Annotated in this window: 10 protein-coding genes, 2 rRNA genes and 1 pseudogene; 6 read left to right on the plus strand and 7 right to left on the minus strand. The window is 62.2% G+C overall.

What is annotated here, in order from left to right; genetic code table 11:
- Nucleotides 1–164 precede the first annotated feature (164 nt).
- Complete coding sequence (locus tag ACQCST_RS19120; RefSeq protein ID WP_426997334.1) at nt 165–779, plus strand: glyoxalase; 615 nt, start codon at nt 165–167, stop codon at nt 777–779.
- Nucleotides 780–1039: 260 nt separating this feature from the next.
- Here the strand turns inward: ACQCST_RS19120 and ACQCST_RS19125 are convergent, their stop codons facing one another.
- The gene (locus ACQCST_RS19125; RefSeq protein WP_426997335.1) at nt 1040–1489 is read right to left on the minus strand and encodes a PxKF domain-containing protein; all 450 of its coding nucleotides are present in this window, start codon (nt 1487–1489) and stop codon (nt 1040–1042) included.
- Nucleotides 1490–1571: 82 nt separating this feature from the next.
- Between ACQCST_RS19125 and ACQCST_RS19130 the strand changes: the two are divergent.
- From ACQCST_RS19130 to ACQCST_RS19140, 3 genes and pseudogenes are all read left to right on the plus strand, one after another.
- Nucleotides 1572–1905 (plus strand): annotated as a pseudogene (locus tag ACQCST_RS19130) (GNAT family N-acetyltransferase).
- Nucleotides 1906–1909: 4 nt separating this feature from the next.
- Nucleotides 1910–3613 (plus strand): helicase HerA-like domain-containing protein, encoded by a 1704-nt coding sequence (locus ACQCST_RS19135; RefSeq protein WP_426997336.1) that lies wholly within the window; start codon nt 1910–1912, stop codon nt 3611–3613.
- A 176-nt stretch (nt 3614–3789) separates the two neighbouring features.
- Nucleotides 3790–4782 carry a hypothetical protein gene (locus ACQCST_RS19140; protein WP_426997337.1) on the plus strand — a complete coding sequence of 331 codons (993 nt, stop codon included), beginning with the start codon at nt 3790–3792 and terminating at the stop codon, nt 4780–4782.
- A 32-nt stretch (nt 4783–4814) separates the two neighbouring features.
- Here the strand turns inward: ACQCST_RS19140 and ACQCST_RS19145 are convergent, their stop codons facing one another.
- The 3 genes from ACQCST_RS19145 to ACQCST_RS19155 form a co-directional block, all read right to left on the minus strand.
- Nucleotides 4815–6830, minus strand: a complete 2016-nt coding sequence (locus tag ACQCST_RS19145; protein ID WP_426997338.1) for an NHL domain-containing thioredoxin family protein — start codon at nt 6828–6830, stop codon at nt 4815–4817.
- Nucleotides 6830–9019, minus strand: coding sequence for a cytochrome c oxidase assembly protein (locus ACQCST_RS19150; protein ID WP_426997339.1), 2190 nt, complete (start codon nt 9017–9019; stop codon nt 6830–6832). Before ACQCST_RS19150 ends, ACQCST_RS19145 begins: the two co-directional genes overlap by 1 nt.
- Before the next feature lie 103 nt (nt 9020–9122).
- Entirely contained in the window at nt 9123–9410 is a 288-nt protein-coding gene (locus ACQCST_RS19155) for an HU family DNA-binding protein (RefSeq protein ID WP_011776355.1), read from the minus strand.
- 633 nt (nt 9411–10043) lie between these two features.
- On the opposite strand from ACQCST_RS19155, the gene ACQCST_RS19160 reads away from it, so the two are divergent.
- Entirely contained in the window at nt 10044–10952 is a 909-nt protein-coding gene (locus tag ACQCST_RS19160; RefSeq protein WP_426997340.1) for a transposase, read from the plus strand.
- Between the two features lie 41 nt (nt 10953–10993).
- Here the strand turns inward: ACQCST_RS19160 and ACQCST_RS19165 are convergent.
- A protein-coding gene (locus tag ACQCST_RS19165) for an IS3 family transposase (RefSeq protein ID WP_426995638.1) occupies nt 10994–12177 on the minus strand; the annotation gives its coding sequence in 2 pieces (ribosomal slippage) (nt 10994–11916 and nt 11916–12177; 1185 coding nt in all).
- Nucleotides 12178–12204: 27 nt separating this feature from the next.
- Between ACQCST_RS19165 and ACQCST_RS19170 the strand changes: the two genes are divergently transcribed.
- Nucleotides 12205–12636, plus strand: a complete 432-nt coding sequence (locus ACQCST_RS19170; RefSeq protein WP_426999220.1) for a transposase — start codon at nt 12205–12207, stop codon at nt 12634–12636.
- A 92-nt stretch (nt 12637–12728) separates the two neighbouring features.
- Here ACQCST_RS19170 and rrf read toward each other — a convergent pair.
- Nucleotides 12729–12845: ribosomal RNA gene (rrf, locus tag ACQCST_RS19175) — 5S ribosomal RNA — on the minus strand.
- Nucleotides 12846–13102: 257 nt separating this feature from the next.
- Nucleotides 13103–16239, minus strand: a 23S ribosomal RNA gene (locus tag ACQCST_RS19180).
- Nucleotides 16240–16374 lie beyond the last annotated feature (135 nt).

Consider the following 16374-nt stretch of genomic DNA (forward strand, 5'->3'; position numbering starts at 1 on the left):
AGCCGCAACTAGTCTGACAGCCATGGACATCATCCGCATCAACGAGCTGCGCTGAGCCGCGCGGCGATCGCAGATATCAACCCGGCCACGATCGCACCGCTGTCATATCCTCGGCGTGGTGGCCGCCAACAGTACGACAAACCCGCCTCATTTAAGGACCTGCCATGACCTCCATCGAATCCGTCACCCTCGAAGTGCCCGACCCCACGGTCGCCAACGCCTTCTACGCCGCCGCCTTCGGTTTGGGTACTCAAGTGGGCGTACGCGCCTCGGAGGCACCGACCACCGGCTTTCGCGGGTTCGCGCTGTCGCTTGTGGTGTCCCAGCCATCCACCGTGGACAGTCTCGTCGGTACCGCCCTCGACGCCGGCGCGACGGTGCTGAAGCCAGTCGAGAAGAGTTTCTGGGGCTACGGCGGCGTCGTTCGGGCCCCGGACGGGGCGATCTGGAAGGTCGCGACGTCGTCGAAGAAGGACACCGGCCCGGCCACTCGGCAGGTCGATGAGATCGTGCTGCTGTTGGGAGTCGCGGACGTTGCCGCGACCAAGCGGTTCTACGTCGACCGCGGCCTGGCCGTGGCGAAGAGCTTCGGCCGCAAGTACGTCCAGCTTGCCGCCCCGTCAGGGCACGTCAAGCTGGCGCTCTACGGGCGCAGTTTCGCCGCCAAGGATGCCGGCGTCTCACCGGACGGAACCGGATCGCACCGGATGGTCCTTGGCAGCGATGCCGGGAACTTCACCGACCCGGACGGGTTCGCGTGGGAGGCCGCGTCAGTCTGAGGGCGCGCGGCGGGAGGAACTCGACGGCGTCATCGCGCGCCGGCGGTGTCGAGGCCATCCAGGAGCCGACCAAGCAGCTCTACGGCGTTCGCGACGGCGCCTTCCGCGATCCCGCGGGCAACCTGATCCGCATCAACGTGCTGCCGCTGGTTCCGCATCTCCCCGCGCCGCATCCGGGCTTGGCGCCATAAAATAAACGCAACCGAAGTACTAGGACCTGCGCAGTGAGGCGGGTCATCCATAGGTTTGGCTCGGGCTGCCTACTTCAGCTTGAAGTTGGCGCTGAGGGTGGAGCCGTCGCCGGCGGTCATCGCGAGCTGGTAGCACTTGCCCGGGGTTGCGGGTGTCTTCCAGTTGTAGATGAACTGTCCGCCGGTGGAGTCGTAACGCAGTGAGGTATTGCCGGTTGCGGTCAACTCGATGCCTGACATGTAGCTCAGCGTGCAGGTGATCTGGCTGGCGCTCATTGCCACAAGGCTGACATCAGTGAACTCTGCGGTGCCCGCAAACAGCTCGAACTTCGCTGGAACGGTGCTGCCCGCCTTCACCGTGCTCAGCACCCCGCCCATATCAATCGGCTGATAGAAGCCCTTGGCGGTCCAGTTTTTGACGGTGTACGTCTGGGCCGACGTACCGGTGTTGCCAGCGTTGTCTGTGGCAGTTGCCGTCAGAACGTGCGTGCCCGGAGTCGTCGAGTAGCCAGTGACCACCCAGCTGCGGGGATCCGAAACCCCATCGGATGCAGTGCCGCTCGGGGCCGGTACGTTTGACCTGACGGTCCTCAGCCTGCCGATGGATGACGTCCGGGTCAGGCCCCTCCTGGACGAGCTCGCCGTCGAATACGAAGCCCGCTACGATGCGCACACTGCCGAGTTCAAGCGCATCTGGACGCACTCCGCCTACCGCAGCCGCGGGTTGCCCCGCATTGGTGCTGGCGGAAATGGAGGCTGTAGCGGCCGGAAGGGGATACCGCCGGATCTACCTGACCACGGGTCCGCGGCAGCCGGAGGCGCGGCACCTCTACCTCAATACCGGCTACGGTCCGCAGTTCGATCTGCAGGAGGATCCGGAAATCATCAAATCACTGGCATTCATCAAGATTCTGTCGGATCCCCCGCTAAGCTAACGGCATGGCCGACAAGTCCGCTGCAGAAAAACTCGCCACCATCCAGAAGGGCTACACCCTGGAAGGTGCCACGATCGAGCTTGGTGCCGCGATTATCGACGGCGAACTCCACAAGGATGCTCCGGTCAGGCTCCCGCTGGCCATGATGAACAGGCATGGCCTGGTGGCAGGTGCCACCGGAACCGGCAAGACCGTCACCCTGCACATGATGGCGGAACAGCTGTCCACCGCCGGTGTTCCTGTTTTCCTGGCGGACATCAAAGGGGACCTGTCCGGCCTGGCAACCGCCGCCGTCGGAAGTGAAAAGCTGAGCGCCCGCACGGACAGCATCGGCCAGCAGTGGGCCGGCAAGACCTTCCCGGTGGAGTTCCTGTCCCTTGGCGGTGACGGCAACGGTATCCCTGTCCGCGCCACCATCACATCGTTCGGCCCTATCCTGCTTTCGCGGGTCATGGAGCTCAATGACACCCAGGAATCCAGCCTGCAGCTGGTTTTCCACTTTGCGGACCAGAAGAACCTCGAACTGATCGATCTCAAAGATCTCCGCGCTGTCATTCAGTTCCTTACCTCGGACGAGGGCAAGCCGGAGTTGGAGGACCTTGGCGGTTTGTCCAAGGCGACTGCCGGCGTCATCCTCCGTGAGCTGGTCAACCTTGAGGCCCAGGGCATGGAGAAATTCTTCGGTGAGCCCGAGTTTGATACTCCGGAGCTGCTGCGCAACGCCCCGGACGGACGCGGCGTCATTACCTGCCTGGAGCTGCCCACGCTGCAGACCAAGCCCAAGCTGTTCTCAACGTTCCTGATGTGGCTGCTCGCCGATCTCTTTGAGGACTTGCCCGAAGCCGGCGACCTCGACAAGCCCAAGCTGGTTTTCTTCCTCGATGAGGCCCACCTGCTGTTCAACGGTGCCTCGAAGGCGTTCCTGGATGCCATCACCACCACTGTCCGGCTGATTCGGTCCAAGGGTGTCGGCATCTTCTTTGTCACCCAGACCCCCAAGGATGTTCCGTCCGACGTCCTTGGCCAGCTCGCAAACCGGGTGCAGCACGCACTCCGCGCCTTCACCCCCGAGGATGCCAAAGCACTCAGAGCCACCGTGTCCACCTTCCCCATCAGTGACTACGACCTCGAGGAAACGCTGACGTCTGCGGGTATCGGCGAGGCCGTCATCACGGTCATGAACGAAAAGGGCGCACCCACGCCGGTGGCGCTTACCCGCCTGCGCGCGCCGGAATCCGTCATGGGGCCGAGCACGGACGAGCTGGTCAAGAGCACGGTGGCCGGTTCAGCGCTTCTCGCCAAGTACGGCAGCGCGGTGGACAACGTCTCCGCGTACGAGAAACTCACGGGCAAGGGCGCCGCGTCCACCGGCGACGCCGCTCCAGGCCAGCCGCCGGTTCCCGCCACAGCCGGCTCGGGCACCCTCGACCAGAACGCGGTCGACGCCGATGCGCGCCGGATCGAGGAAGAGATCCTCGGGCGTCCCAGCAGCAGGCCGGCGCCCCGGCCGGAAAGTGCACCGGCCCCCCAGGAGCGTGCACCGCGGTCTGCCCCGCAGCAGGGCGGCGGCATGATGGGCGACATCACAGGCGCCCTGGGCGGAGCCCTCGGCGGCGGCCTGAAAAGCATGGCCCGGTCACTCGGAACGCAGTTGGGCCGGGAGCTCCTGCGGGGCGTCTTCGGAACCTCGTCCCGTCGGCGCCGCTAAGCGCTGCAGGCTGCCCGCCTGACCCATGCCAACGCGCCGTCGAGTTTCAGCGCGGCCACTGTCTGCGGGGGTAATCAGCCGCCGTCGTCGTTCCGTGCGGCCGCCGCTTCGTGTCATACGGAGCAGGGGTTAAACCTCTATTGGCTCGCCTTGCAGGTAACGTAAGGTGCGTGCAGATGAGTCAAGCGTTGGTGAAGATCGCGGCCGGATGGCTGCTGGGCCTGATGCTTGCTGTCGCCGGGGCCATCGTCGCCGTCAATCTGGTCAACAACTCCGCGGCCAGCCCGCAGCAGCCCGTCCGGGAGTATCTGGACGCGCTGCAGCATGGTGAAGGTGAACGGGCTCTGGGTATCCTGCGGGCCACGGTGCCGCAGAGCAACGCCGCGATGCTGGACGGGACGGCGCTCCAGACGGCTGCGTCCCGGATCGCCAATGTGAAGCTCGGCGACGCCGAGGAACGCTCCGGCAACCAGGTGATGGTGCCCATGGAATACACCATCGACGGCAGCCGCTTGCGCACAGAATTCCTACTCGAGAAGTCCGGCACAGAGTGGCTGATGTTCAACAAATGGACCTTTGTGCCCGCTGCCCTTCCCACAGTGGATGTCTCCGTGGTCAATGCCAGTGAGGCCACAGTCAACGGAATCCCGGTGAACATGCCCAACGGACGCAATTCCTTTGCCGTGTTCTACCCCGGAGAGTACGAGGCCAGCCTGAACGGCGAGTACTTTGCGGCGCCGGCCACGCATGCCACCGTGTCCGCCCGGGACGTCCCTGCGGCGCCGCTGAACCTGCTGACCGAAGCCACCGGCGGCCTCAAGGACGCTGTTGGAGACAAGGTGAAGCAGTTCCTGGATTCCTGTGCCGCGGAAGCGGTAAAGCAACAGCAGCTCCAGCCGGACTGCCCGTTCTACCACGCCACCAATAACCGCGTGACGCTCGGCACCATCAAATGGAACATCACCGAATACCCCAAAATATCCATCGAGCCCTTTGGTGGGCGCTGGGTCGTGGCTCCGCTTGAAGGAAAGGCGCGGGTCACGGCACAACAGGTGGACCTTTTCACGGGCGCCGTGTCGGAACTGAATGTGGAGCACGATTTCAGCTTCACCACACGCCTGGACATCAACGCCGACACCATCACCGTTACGCCGCTCCTGAGCTTCTAAGCGTGCACCGCGCCCCTTCTTCCCTGCGGAAACTAGTCCATCCCGCGGAGGTCCAGCGCCAGCTCGGTGTCGCCGTCGGACTGCAAAACCACAGGGATGCCCCAGTCCTGCTGGTACAGGTGGCACGCTGCGTGGTCGGGTATTTCGCCGTCCTCGGATTCCGGGCCGTCGCAGGCCGCAGCGCGGGCGGTTATGTGAAGCACTCCTTCGGGAACATCGGACGCGAGCTCCAGCGTCCGCCGCAGTCCCACTGATGTTCCGCCGCCGGCAATCAGGAGCTCCGGCGGTGTGGAGGAGATCTTTAGCTGTGTGGGATCGCCCCAGCGGTCGTCGAGCTTCTGGCCGGTGGGTGCGGCGAAGCGGACTGTCAGTTCAAGCAGCCCTGGGGCAACGGGGCTCTTGGGCCGGTGGGTCTGGACCGCGCCCTCGTCAACCTGCTGCGCATCCTTGGGGATCTGCACGTATACGAGCTGGTGTTTGTTGGCCTCCACCACCACCAGCAAGGGTTCGGCACCCGCCACCTGGGTGTGGTCCACAATGACGTCAGAGGGCTCGGACAGGCCCCGCGCCAGCGTGGAAACAGTGCCGGCGGCAGGGTCGTAACGGCGCACGGCGCCGTTGTAGGTGTCGGCGATGGCCACGGACCCGTCCGGCAGAACCGTCACACCGAGCGGGTGCTGCAGACGGGCATCGGCGGCAGCGCCGTCCCGGAAGCCGAAGTCGAAGAGGCCCTTGCCTACCGCGGACTCCACGGTGACGTTACCGCCGTCGTCAATCACCAGCTTGCGCAGGGCGGACGTCTCAGAGTCCGCCACCCAGATGTTGCCGTCTGCATCCTCCGCCAAGCCGGACGGCTGGGCGAACCAGGCCTCGCGGGCCGGCCCGTCCAAAAGGCCTTCCAGCCCGTTGCCGGCCACAATCGCCACGGCCCCGGAGAGCGGATCAAAGCTGAAGATCTGGTGCACACCGGCCATCGCGATGACCACGGCGTTCAGCTTGGCGGACCACACCACATCCCACGGGGAACTCAGCGAAACGCCCAGCGGCTCCGAACCCAGTGAGCCGCCGAACCCGGCACCGTCCTCATCGACACGCGCGGGACCGGTTTCAAGCAGTCTTTGCACACCGCTGCCAGCCAGCGTGCTGACGGTCCCGTCCCCGAGGGACAGCCCGCGAAGGCGGTGGTTGACTGAATCGGCAATCACGACGTCGTAGCCCGTCTTCGCTGCCACGTCTTCCGGAAGCAGGACCAGGCCCTGCGGTTCGTTGAACTGCGCTGCCGGCTTGCGGGAGTCCATCCCGAGGCCGGCTCCGTCAGCGTATCCCTTGGCTCCGGAGCCGAACGTCGCAACCACGGTCCGGAAGTCAGTGGCCAGTTCCACCAGCCGGTGGTGACCGGTGTCCGTCACAAGCCAGGAGCCGGCGTCGGGTGCTTCTTCTGAAGATCCGCCGGGAACGGCGGCCGAACTGAGCGATCCCCGCCCGGCCGGAAGGTACAACGCCTTGCCGGGGTACCGCAGGGTGCCGGACGTTGCCTCCGGGGCCACGTAAGGGCCGCTGCCGCGGTGCAGGGTCCCCTTGGTCTCGTGCTCTGCAATCAGTTCCGGGATCAGCACCGCCAGGCCGTCGGCGTGGCCTTCGCCGGAGAGGTGCGCCACGATGTAGCCCTCGGGGTCGATGACCACCAGTGTGGGCCAGGCGCGGGCCGTGTACGCCTTCCAGGTCTCAAGCTCCGGGTCATCCAGCACGGGGTGGTGGATTTCGTAGCGCTCCACGGCTGCAGCCAGGGCCACGGGATCGGCCTCGTGCTCGAACTTCGGCGAGTGGACGCCAACGGTCACCACGACGTCGGAGTACTTCTCCTCCAGGGGGCGCAGCTCATCCAGAACGTGAAGGCAGTTGATGCAGCAGAACGTCCAGAAGTCGAGCAGCACGATCTTGCCGCGCAGGGATTCGAGGTCCAGGGACTTGCCGCCGGTGTTGAGCCAGTTGCGGCCCACCAGTTCGGAGGCGCGGACCCGGTGGTGGGTGCGTACGGTTTCGCTCATCAGTGCCCTTCCAGCTTTGAGTTGCGTTCGGCCAGCCTGGCGTCGCGTTCGGCCAATTTGGCAAACATATCGTTGTAAGCAGTGAGATCGGCGTTGTTATTCCTGTCCGCCGCCCGGTCGGTCCGGCGCATCTCTCGCTCGTCGGAGCGGGACCACATGACGGCGACGCCGATCGCCACCAGTAGCGTGGGCACCTCACCGATTCCCCACGCGGCCGCGCCGCCCAGTTGCTGGTCCAACAAGGCTGAGGGCCCCCAGGTGCGGCCGAGGCTGCCGAAATAGTCCGCGGCCAGCAGGCTCGTACCCCCCATGATGGCCACCCCGAAGAAAGCGTGGAAGCCCATGGTGGCCAACAGCAGAAGGAGCCGCATCGGATACGGCGCACGCCGCGGCAGCGGATCCGTACCCAGCATGCTGAGCACAAAGATGTAGCCGGCGAGCGCGAAATGCAGGTTCATGAGCTCGTGGCCCACGTGGTCCCGCATCGCAAAGCCGAAGGCGTCCGAGAAGTAGAACAGGACGATTGAGCCGGCAAAGTTCGCCGCAGCAAAAAGCGGGTGAGTGACCAGCTGCGAGACTTTCGAGTGCACAAAGACGAGCAGCCATTCGCGCAGCCCACGGGAACCGTCCCCCCGTGCAGGCAGGGCCCTCAGCGCAAGCGTCACTGGTGCCCCGAGGACCAGGAAGATGGGTGCCACCATGGTCAGGGCCATATGGTCCACCATGTGCGCGGAAAACAGCACCCGGCCATAGACCGACGGCGGACCGGACGTGATGAACGTCAGCACCAGCAGCCCGATCACCCAGTTGACGGACCGGAACCATTTCCACTTGTCGCCGCGGCGCCGGACCTTGGCTACGCCCAGGAAGTACGCGACGAGGCCGAAAAGCGCTACGGCGATCCACAGCCAATCCAGCCGCCATTCCGTAAGCCATCGTTCCGGTGTCAGCTCGGGAGGGAGCTCGTAGCCGGACAGGATGAAAGCCGGCGATGCGTCCGGGGCAAAGGTCGTGGGCTGCGGCGGAGCGGAGCGGCTCAGCGCCACGGCAATGCCCGACGTCGCGCCCATAACCAGGAGCTCCACCAATACCAGCTGCCACAGCACCCGGCGGGATGACGTGGCGGATCCCTTGCGGCTCAGCTGCGGGATGACCCATTGCCGGTGCATCAGGCCGATGCCACCCAGGAGCAGGGCGGCTGCAGTCTTGGCCAAGACGAGTTGACCGTACGCCGAGCCGAACAGATCTCCCCAGCTGGTGATGCGGATGCTCGCATTGATCACCCCGGAGGCAAAAACCAAGACGAAGGCGAATCCGGCCAGCGCGGAGAACCTGCGCAGCGTTGCTTCTGTGATGTCAGCAGGTCCGCCGGCCTTAACGCCGGCTTTACCGGACCCACCTGTCTTCACCCCGGCTTTTCCGCCGGAAAGCAGCTCCGAAAGCACTGCCAGCATGATGATGCCGCCAACCCACGCGCAGACTCCCACCAGATGGAGCCCCAGGGAGTTGATGGCTCCTTCATGATCATCCGAACTGGAGGAGTGGCCGATCAGCGCCGTAGGCACCAGTCCCGCCAGTGCCAGCAAAAGGGTAAGCGCCAGACCACCAAGGGAACGCACGCCAAAGAGTGAGGTCGTGACGATGGCCGCAATGATGGTCACCGAGAGCCAGGCCTGGCCGGTCTCGATGTCGGTCATGAAGTACACCAGCGCGCGCGTAAACTCAGCGTCGCCGGAGACCCCTTGGCCGGCAACGTCCGAGTACGTCAGCACCAATACCGCAATGGCGGACAGGGTCCAGACAGCTCCGGCGGCTCCCGCTACGGCCAGGGCGCGGGTAAAGGCCGGGTGCTCGGGAGCGCCGGGGGCCTTCGATCGCGAGTCTGCCCGGTTTCTGGGGAGGATCCCGACCGCGAAGATCAGGCCGCCGATCACGGTGGCCAGAGAGACGTTGTGTATTGCTTTGCTGATGGGAAGCCCCCACCGGACCAGTGCGCCGGGATCGGAGACCTCACGCGCAGCAGCGGCCCCGGAGAACAGCAGAGCTGCTGTAAGGCCCGGAAGCAGCGCTGCCAGTCCGGCAAGTTGCCAGGCCTTCGTAATCCCGAGGGCGCCGGCAGCCTTGCTCTGTGTTCCCCGGGAGGAACCAGGCTGAGGGACTACGGGGCGGGATTTTGCAGCTTGAGGCACCTGTCCATTCTCCGCTACTGCAGTCTCCGCAGCGAATCGGGGGTTAAACGCAAGGAGCGGCAACCCCAAGGTTGCCGCTCCTTGCAAGCCGTGGTGAAGAAGACTACTTCTTCTTGGCGACAGCAGCCTTCAGCTTGGAGCCGGCGGTCAGCTTCACGCTGTGGCCTGCTGCAATCTGAATGGTCTCGCCGGTCTGCGGGTTGCGGCCGGTGCGGGCCGCACGGTCGGTGCGCTCAACTGCCAGCCAGCCCGGGATGGTGATCTTCTCGCCCGCGGCGACAGAAGTCTCGAAAACTTCGAACAGTGCATCGAGCACGGAGTTGACGGCTGCCTGGCTGGTGCCGGCCTTGCCTGCTACCTCTGCAACAAGTTCACTACGGTTCTTAGCCATTTATGTCCTCCTGGACGGTCATGATTTCTGGAGCCTGAACGCGGCATGCGCACAAGCCACTGCTCGAAAACTTACCAGCTTGCACGGACCGGGGCGGCAAATTCCGCGTGTTTCCGCGACTTTTTGACCAAAATCACGAGAATTTCGGAGGATTCGCCCCAAATTTCGCCCATAGCGGACGCTGGTCCCTTCCGTCGCACAGTTTCTGCGGCCCGCCTCATGCTGCAAAGTCGCTCCGCCGGTTCCCTGAACTACGGTCACGTGCAGTTGCCGGATCGGCCGGTTCAGGCATCGTCAGGGAGCGCAGTGAGGGACGACTGCGGTCTGCTGGGTGCGGCTGGTTCCACCGTCAGACGCTGCGCGGTCAACCTGCGCGTTTGATCATGCTGCATCCGGTGGCATGCCACTCATCCCGGAAGCCAATTTCCCCACGAAACGTCCAGGGTCCCGGCTGAGTGGTTTGCGTCTCTGTAACTGTGGCGGGTTTGTGTGGGGTGTTGGTGTGTGGGTGGTTGTTAAAGGGCTCTCCGCGGTTCGTGGTGAATTCGGGGTCGTGTCTTTAGACGAGAAGGGCCCGTAGCCCTGTGGTGATGGATGTTCTTGACGCATTCTTCGATGACAGGACTACGAGCCTTGACCGAGCTTAGTTCCCGGGGCCCTGACGCTGCCACCGCCATCTTCAACCTGCCGGACTACCGCGTTCTTTCAACCGAGATTCCGGGCTTCGGCCAGCGCAGAATCCTGGTCGAGAGCGTCGTCGAATCGGGGTGCCCGGACTGCGGTGTGATCGGCACACGCCGGCACTCACGGCGCCTCCAGGGGGTCCGCGACATTCCCGTCGCCGGGCCGGTGGAGGTCATCTGGTCCAAGCGCCGGTATTTCTGCGATGAATCCGAATGCGCCCGCAGGACGTTCTTCGAAGCCACCGTCGAGGTCCCGCGCGGTGCCCGCTCGACCGGCCGGCTCCGGGACCAGCTTGTGGACGCGGTCATCCGTTCGGGCCGTGCCTTCTCGGAGACCGCGGCCGGCTTCGCGGTGTCGTGGTGGATGGTCCGTGCCGCCGTCAACGAAGCATGCATGCTGCAGTTGCCCGACGTGGACAAGCTCAGCCCCCGAATGCTGGGCATCGATGAACACCGGTTCCGCTCGGTGCGCTACTTCCAGGACCCGGAATCAAAGTCGTGGACACGGTTCGAGCCCTGGATGACAACCATCGTGGACCTGGATACCGGCCAGGTCCTGGGCATCGTGGACGGGCGGGACCACAAGGGTGTCGGGGAGTGGCTGTTCGCCCGGCCGCTTCACTGGCGGCTTGGGATGCAGGTCGTGGCGATCGACCCGTCCGCGGCGTTCAGGAAGGCGTTGCGGATGTGGCTGCCGCGCACCGCGGTCGCGGTGGATCATTTCCATCTGGTCTCGCTGGCCAACCAGGCCATGACCGAGGCCCGGCAGAACCTATCCCAGCAGGTCAAGGGCAGGCGCGGCAGGGCCGTCGACAAGGCTTGGGCCCACCGCATGCTGCTCCTGCGGGCAGGCGACTGAGCTGCCGCGAGGATTTCGGACAGCGGAATTAGTGAATTCTTCTACGCTGCCAGGGCTGGCTGTTGATAACCATAGTGGACTTCGTTAGGCCGTCGGTAACCGAGCGCTGAGTGTCGGCGCCGACTATTGTAAAATCCCTCGATGTAGCGGATAACGTCACTGCGTGCTTGTGATTTCGTGGCGTAAACGGTCCGGTAAACACGCTCGTTCTTGAGCATCGAGAAGAAAGATTCCGCCATACTGTTATCCCAACACACGCCCGTGCGGCCCATCGATGAGCGCATCCCCAGACTGGTCACCAAGGCCCGAAACCCGGCCGAGGTATACACGCTGCCGCGGTCCGAGTGCCAGATCGCGTCAGGCTCGATCAGGGTCGTTGCGGCGGCGTTGTTGAGGGCGTCCGCCACGAGTTCAGTGCGCATGTGATCGGCGATCGACCAGCCGACGACCTTCTTCGAGTAGCAGTCAATGACGGTGGCCAGGTAAATGAACCCCTGCCAGGTGTGGATGTAAGTGATGTCGCCGACGAACTTCACCCCGGGACGTGTGGCGGTGAAGTCACGCTTGACGAGGTCAGGCATGTTGGCCGCGGCCAACGCGTCGGCCTCGGTGGTCGCCCGGAATGGCCGCGGCTGGCAGGCCAGGAGGCCCTCCTGGCGCATGACCTGCCGCACAAGCTCGGGCGAACATTCAATCTGTTCCGCCGCGAGGTCGGCATGGATTCGGCGATACCCGTACGTTCCTTCGGACTCCTCAAAATAGTGCTGGATCCGCGCTATCAGTGCCTTGCGCCGGGTGGCAGTCGCCGATTGCGGGCGCGTCAGCCAGTGGTAGAAACCGGACGTTGAGACTCCCAACCAGCGGCACATTTTCACGACCGAATTCAGGTTGGCGGGCTCAGTCTTTTGGGAGTCGATGTATTCGTACTTGCTCACTACCGCTGCTCCCGCGCGAAGTAAGCGGCTGCTTTTTTCAGGAACAGAGTCTCCGCGCGCAGCTCCTGATTTTCCCTCTCGAGCTCCTTCAGGCGGGCCCGCTCCGAGACCGTCAGGTCCGTCTCAGTGCCGCCGTTGGCCTCGCGGTATTTGTTCAGCCAATTGCGCAGAGTCTCGGGGCCGACACCGTATGTGGTGGCAACGTCCTTGATGGGCTTGGACGTGTTGATCACCTCACGGCACAACTCGTCTTTGAACTCCTGGGTGAAACGCCGGCGTGCTGCAGTCATGCTGATCTCTACTTTCAGTAGACCCCCATTTTAAGAGGGCCCACTGTCCGAGAACTCCGCGGCAGCTCAGACACCCTCTCCGGGAGGGCAGCTCACCGGCTGGAAGAAGTGTTCGCAGCCGACGATCCCACCGGAACGCTGCAGGCTGTCTGGAACGTGAAGGAACAGCTCAGGGCCCTGCTGCGGACCGCGTCGCTCGAAGAGGCCGCAGCCGCCAAGGACGAACTCGAGATCCTGGTCAAAGCAGCCGGCAGGCCCGAGACGAACAGGCTCTACCGCACGATCTGCCGGTGGTGGGCGGAAATCGAAGTACTCATCATCACCGGCGCCACGACGGGCAAGGTCGAGGCCAACAACACGGCGATAAAAAATATCAAACGCACCGCGCGCGGCTATCGCAACGCCGCCAATTACAAATCGGTTATCCTCTTGAGAAGTGCCGTCCGGACGGCGGCATGACACTCACCCGGGAATCACTTTCCCCACGAACCACGAAGAGCCTGTTAAAGGGGTCAGGCCCCGACGTGTGTCGGGGCCTGGCCTTAATGGTTGTCCGGCGGTGTCCTACTCTCCCACACCCTCCCGGGTGCAGTACCATCGGCGCTGTGGGTCTTAGCTTCCGGGTTCGGAATGGGACCGGGCGTTTCCCCCACGCTGTGACCGCCGTAACCCTTTGTCCCGTCCCCGTTTCCCTGTGAGGGGTGCGGGGTGGGAAGTCTGTGGTTACAACTTCTGTGGTTCCACCGTTCCGGGCCTGGGCCGGGTGTGGTGGTGTTATGTAGTTGTGTGGTGTTTTTGTTCCCTGGAACAACGCTGCCGTGGGTACGGGTTTGTTGTTTGGGAACCACATAGTGGACGCAAGCAGTCTTGTTTCTTTGTACCGTTGTTGATGTGAACGTCTTTTGAATCCGTTCACCAATGGTGTGTGGTGTAAGTTATCGGCCTATTAGTACCGGTCAGCTTCACGAGTCGTTAGTCCTCGCTTCCACATCCGGCCTATCAACCCAGTGGTCTGGCTGGGGGCCTCTCACACACAAGGTGTATGGAAATCTCATCTCGAAGCGGGCTTCCCGCTTAGATGCTTTCAGCGGTTATCCCATCCGAACGTAGCTAATCAGCGGTGCACTTGGCAGTACAACTGACACACCAGAGGTTCGTCCGTCCCGGTCCTCTCGTACTAAGGACAGCCCTTCTCAAATTTCCTGCGCGCGCAGCGGATAGGGACCGAACTGTCTCACGACGTTCTAAACCCAGCTCGCGTACCGCTTTAATGGGCGAACAGCCCAACCCTTGGGACCTACTCCAGCCCCAGGATGCGACGAGCCGACATCGAGGTGCCAAACCATGCCGTCGATATGGACTCTTGGGCAAGATCAGCCTGTTATCCCCGAGGTACCTTTTATCCGTTGAGCGACGGCCATTCCACAATGTACCGCCGGATCACTAGTCCCGACTTTCGTCCCTGCTTGAGATGTCTCTCTCACAGTCAAGCTCCCTTGTGCACTTACACTCGACACCTGATTGCCAACCAGGCTGAGGGAACCTTTGGGCGCCTCCGTTACTTTTTAGGAGGCAACCGCCCCAGTTAAACTACCCATCAGGCACTGTCCCTGACCCGGATTACGGGCCGAAGTTAGATGTCCAAAGTGACCAGAGTGGTATTTCAACGATGACTCCACCCGAACTGGCGTCCGGGCTTCAACGTCTCCCACCTATCCTACACAAGCCACTCCGAACACCAATACCAAACTATAGTAAAGGTCTCGGGGTCTTTCCGTCCTGCTGCGCGTAACGAGCATCTTTACTCGTACTGCAATTTCGCCGAGTTTATGGTTGAGACAGCGGGGAAGTCGTTACTCCATTCGTGCAGGTCGGAACTTACCCGACAAGGAATTTCGCTACCTTAGGATGGTTATAGTTACCACCGCCGTTTACTGGGGCTTGAATTCTCAGCTTCGCCTTGCGGCTAACCGGTCCTCTTAACCTTCCAGCACCGGGCAGGAGTCAGTCCGTATACATCGTCTTGCGACTTCGCACGGACCTGTGTTTTTAGTAAACAGTCGCTTCCCCCTGGTCTCTGCGGCCCCTGCACGCTCCCCACAGCAAGTGTGGTTCACGATGGGGGCCCCCTTCTCCCGAAGTTACGGGGGCATTTTGCCGAGTTCCTTAACCATAATTCTCTCGATCGCCTTAGTATTCTCTACCTGATCACCTGTGTCGGTTTGGGGTACGGGCGGCTAAAACCTCGCGTCGATGCTTTTCTAGGCAGCATAGGATCACTGAATCCCCCCTTACGGGAGTCCCATCGGGTCTCAGGCATCATGAACAGCGGATTTGCCTACCGTTCGCCCTACATCCTTGGACCGGGACTACCATCGCCCGGCTCAGCTACCTTCCTGCGTCACACCTGTTAATACGCTTACCTCCCAGGATCAGGTCCCGCGCTCCACCAAAACCCTTCCATCCCGAAGGACGGTCAGGCAGGTCTCGGGCAGTTAGTATCCCCTGTTCAGCATGGACGGTTTTTCGCCGGTACGGGAATATCAACCCGTTGTCCATCGACTACGCCTGTCGGCCTCGCCTTAGGTCCCGACTTACCCAGGGCAGATTAGCTTGACCCTGGAACCCTTGATCATTCGGCGGACGGGTTTCTCACCCGTCTTTCGCTACTCATGCCTGCATTCTCACTCGTGTAGGCTCCACCGCTGGTTTACACCGCGACTTCACTGCCCACACGACGCTCCCCTACCACTCCAGACGCCTGAACCAGAAGAACAAGTCTCCGGCTTAGCTAATATCTGAAATCCACAACTTCGGCGGTGTACTTGAGCCCCGCTACATTGTCGGCGCGGAATCACTTGACCAGTGAGCTATTACGCACTCTTTTAAGGATGGCTGCTTCTAAGCCAACCTCCTGGTTGTCTTCGCAACTCCACATCCTTTCCCACTTAGCACACGCTTAGGGGCCTTAGTTGGTGGTCTGGGCTGTTTCCCTCTCGACTATGAAGCTTATCCCCCACAGTCTCACTGCTGCGCTCTCACTTACCGGCATTCGGAGTTTGGCTGACGTCAGTAACCTTGTAGGGCCCATTAGCCATCCAGTAGCTCTACCTCCGGTAAGAAACACGCAACGCTGCACCTAAATGCATTTCGGGGAGAACCAGCTATCACGAAGTTTGATTGGCCTTTCACCCCTACCCACAGCTCATCCCCTCCATTTTCAACTGAAGTGGGTTCGGTCCTCCACGACGTCTTACCGTCGCTTCAACCTGGCCATGGGTAGATCACTTCGCTTCGGGTCTAGATCACGCCACTGCAACGCCCTGTTCAGACTCGCTTTCGCTACGGCTTCCCCACACGGGTTAACCTCGCGACGTAACACTAACTCGCAGGCTCATTCTTCAAAAGGCACGCCGTCACCAGAATCAGACTGGCTCCGACGGATTGTAAGCACACGGTTTCAGGTACTGTTTCACTCCCCTCCCGGGGTACTTTTCACCTTTCCCTCACGGTACTGGTCCGCTATCGGTCATTAGGGAGTATTTAGGCTTATCAGGTGGTCCTGACAGATTCACACGGGATTTCTCGGGCCCCGTGCTACTTGGGATACTCTCCAGGCGGTACACAACATTTCGGTTACGGGGCTCACACCCTCTCTGGCCGGCCTTTCAAGACCGTTCACCTATGCCTGTACTACTCACCTCACTGTCCCGGCAGAGACAGAACGGAAAGTCCCACAACCCCGACCATGCAACGCCCGCCGGCTATCACACATGGAACGGTTTAGCCTGATCCGCGTTCGCTCGCCACTACTGACGGAATCACTGTTGTTTTCTCTTCCTGCGGGTACTGAGATGTTTCACTTCCCCGCGTTCCCCCCACGCACCCTATGTGTTCAGATGCGGGTCACCAGGCAGCTCGCGCCCCTGGCGGGGTTTCCCCATTCGGACACCCTGGGATCACAGTCCGGTTATCGACTCCCCCAGGCTTATCGCAGATTCCTACGTCCTTCTTCGGCTCCTAATGCCAAGGCATCCACCGTGTGCTCTTAAAAACTTGACCACAAAAGATCAAAAAAACTAATTCACGAGAGAACCACGAAAACATACCCACACGAACGCACACCCCCGAAAGGACACACGACGCACAGATAAGATCCAGGTTCATATTCTTGGAAATTGCTTCTTATAAAAGATG

Source organism: Pseudarthrobacter sp. N5 (genome assembly GCF_050157035.1).
Classification (GTDB): domain Bacteria; phylum Actinomycetota; class Actinomycetes; order Actinomycetales; family Micrococcaceae; genus Arthrobacter.

Coding starts and splice junctions, on each gene's coding strand:
- ACQCST_RS19140 (WP_426997337.1), top strand. CDS start 3,790: ATGAGTCAAGCGTTGGTGAAGATCGCGGCCGGATGGCTGCTGGGCCTG.
- ACQCST_RS19145 (WP_426997338.1), bottom strand. CDS start 6,830: ATGAGCGAAACCGTACGCACCCACCACCGGGTCCGCGCCTCCGAACTG.
- ACQCST_RS19155 (WP_011776355.1), bottom strand. CDS start 9,410: ATGGCTAAGAACCGTAGTGAACTTGTTGCAGAGGTAGCAGGCAAGGCC.
- ACQCST_RS19135 (WP_426997336.1), top strand. CDS start 1,910: ATGGCCGACAAGTCCGCTGCAGAAAAACTCGCCACCATCCAGAAGGGC.
- ACQCST_RS19120 (WP_426997334.1), top strand. CDS start 165: ATGACCTCCATCGAATCCGTCACCCTCGAAGTGCCCGACCCCACGGTC.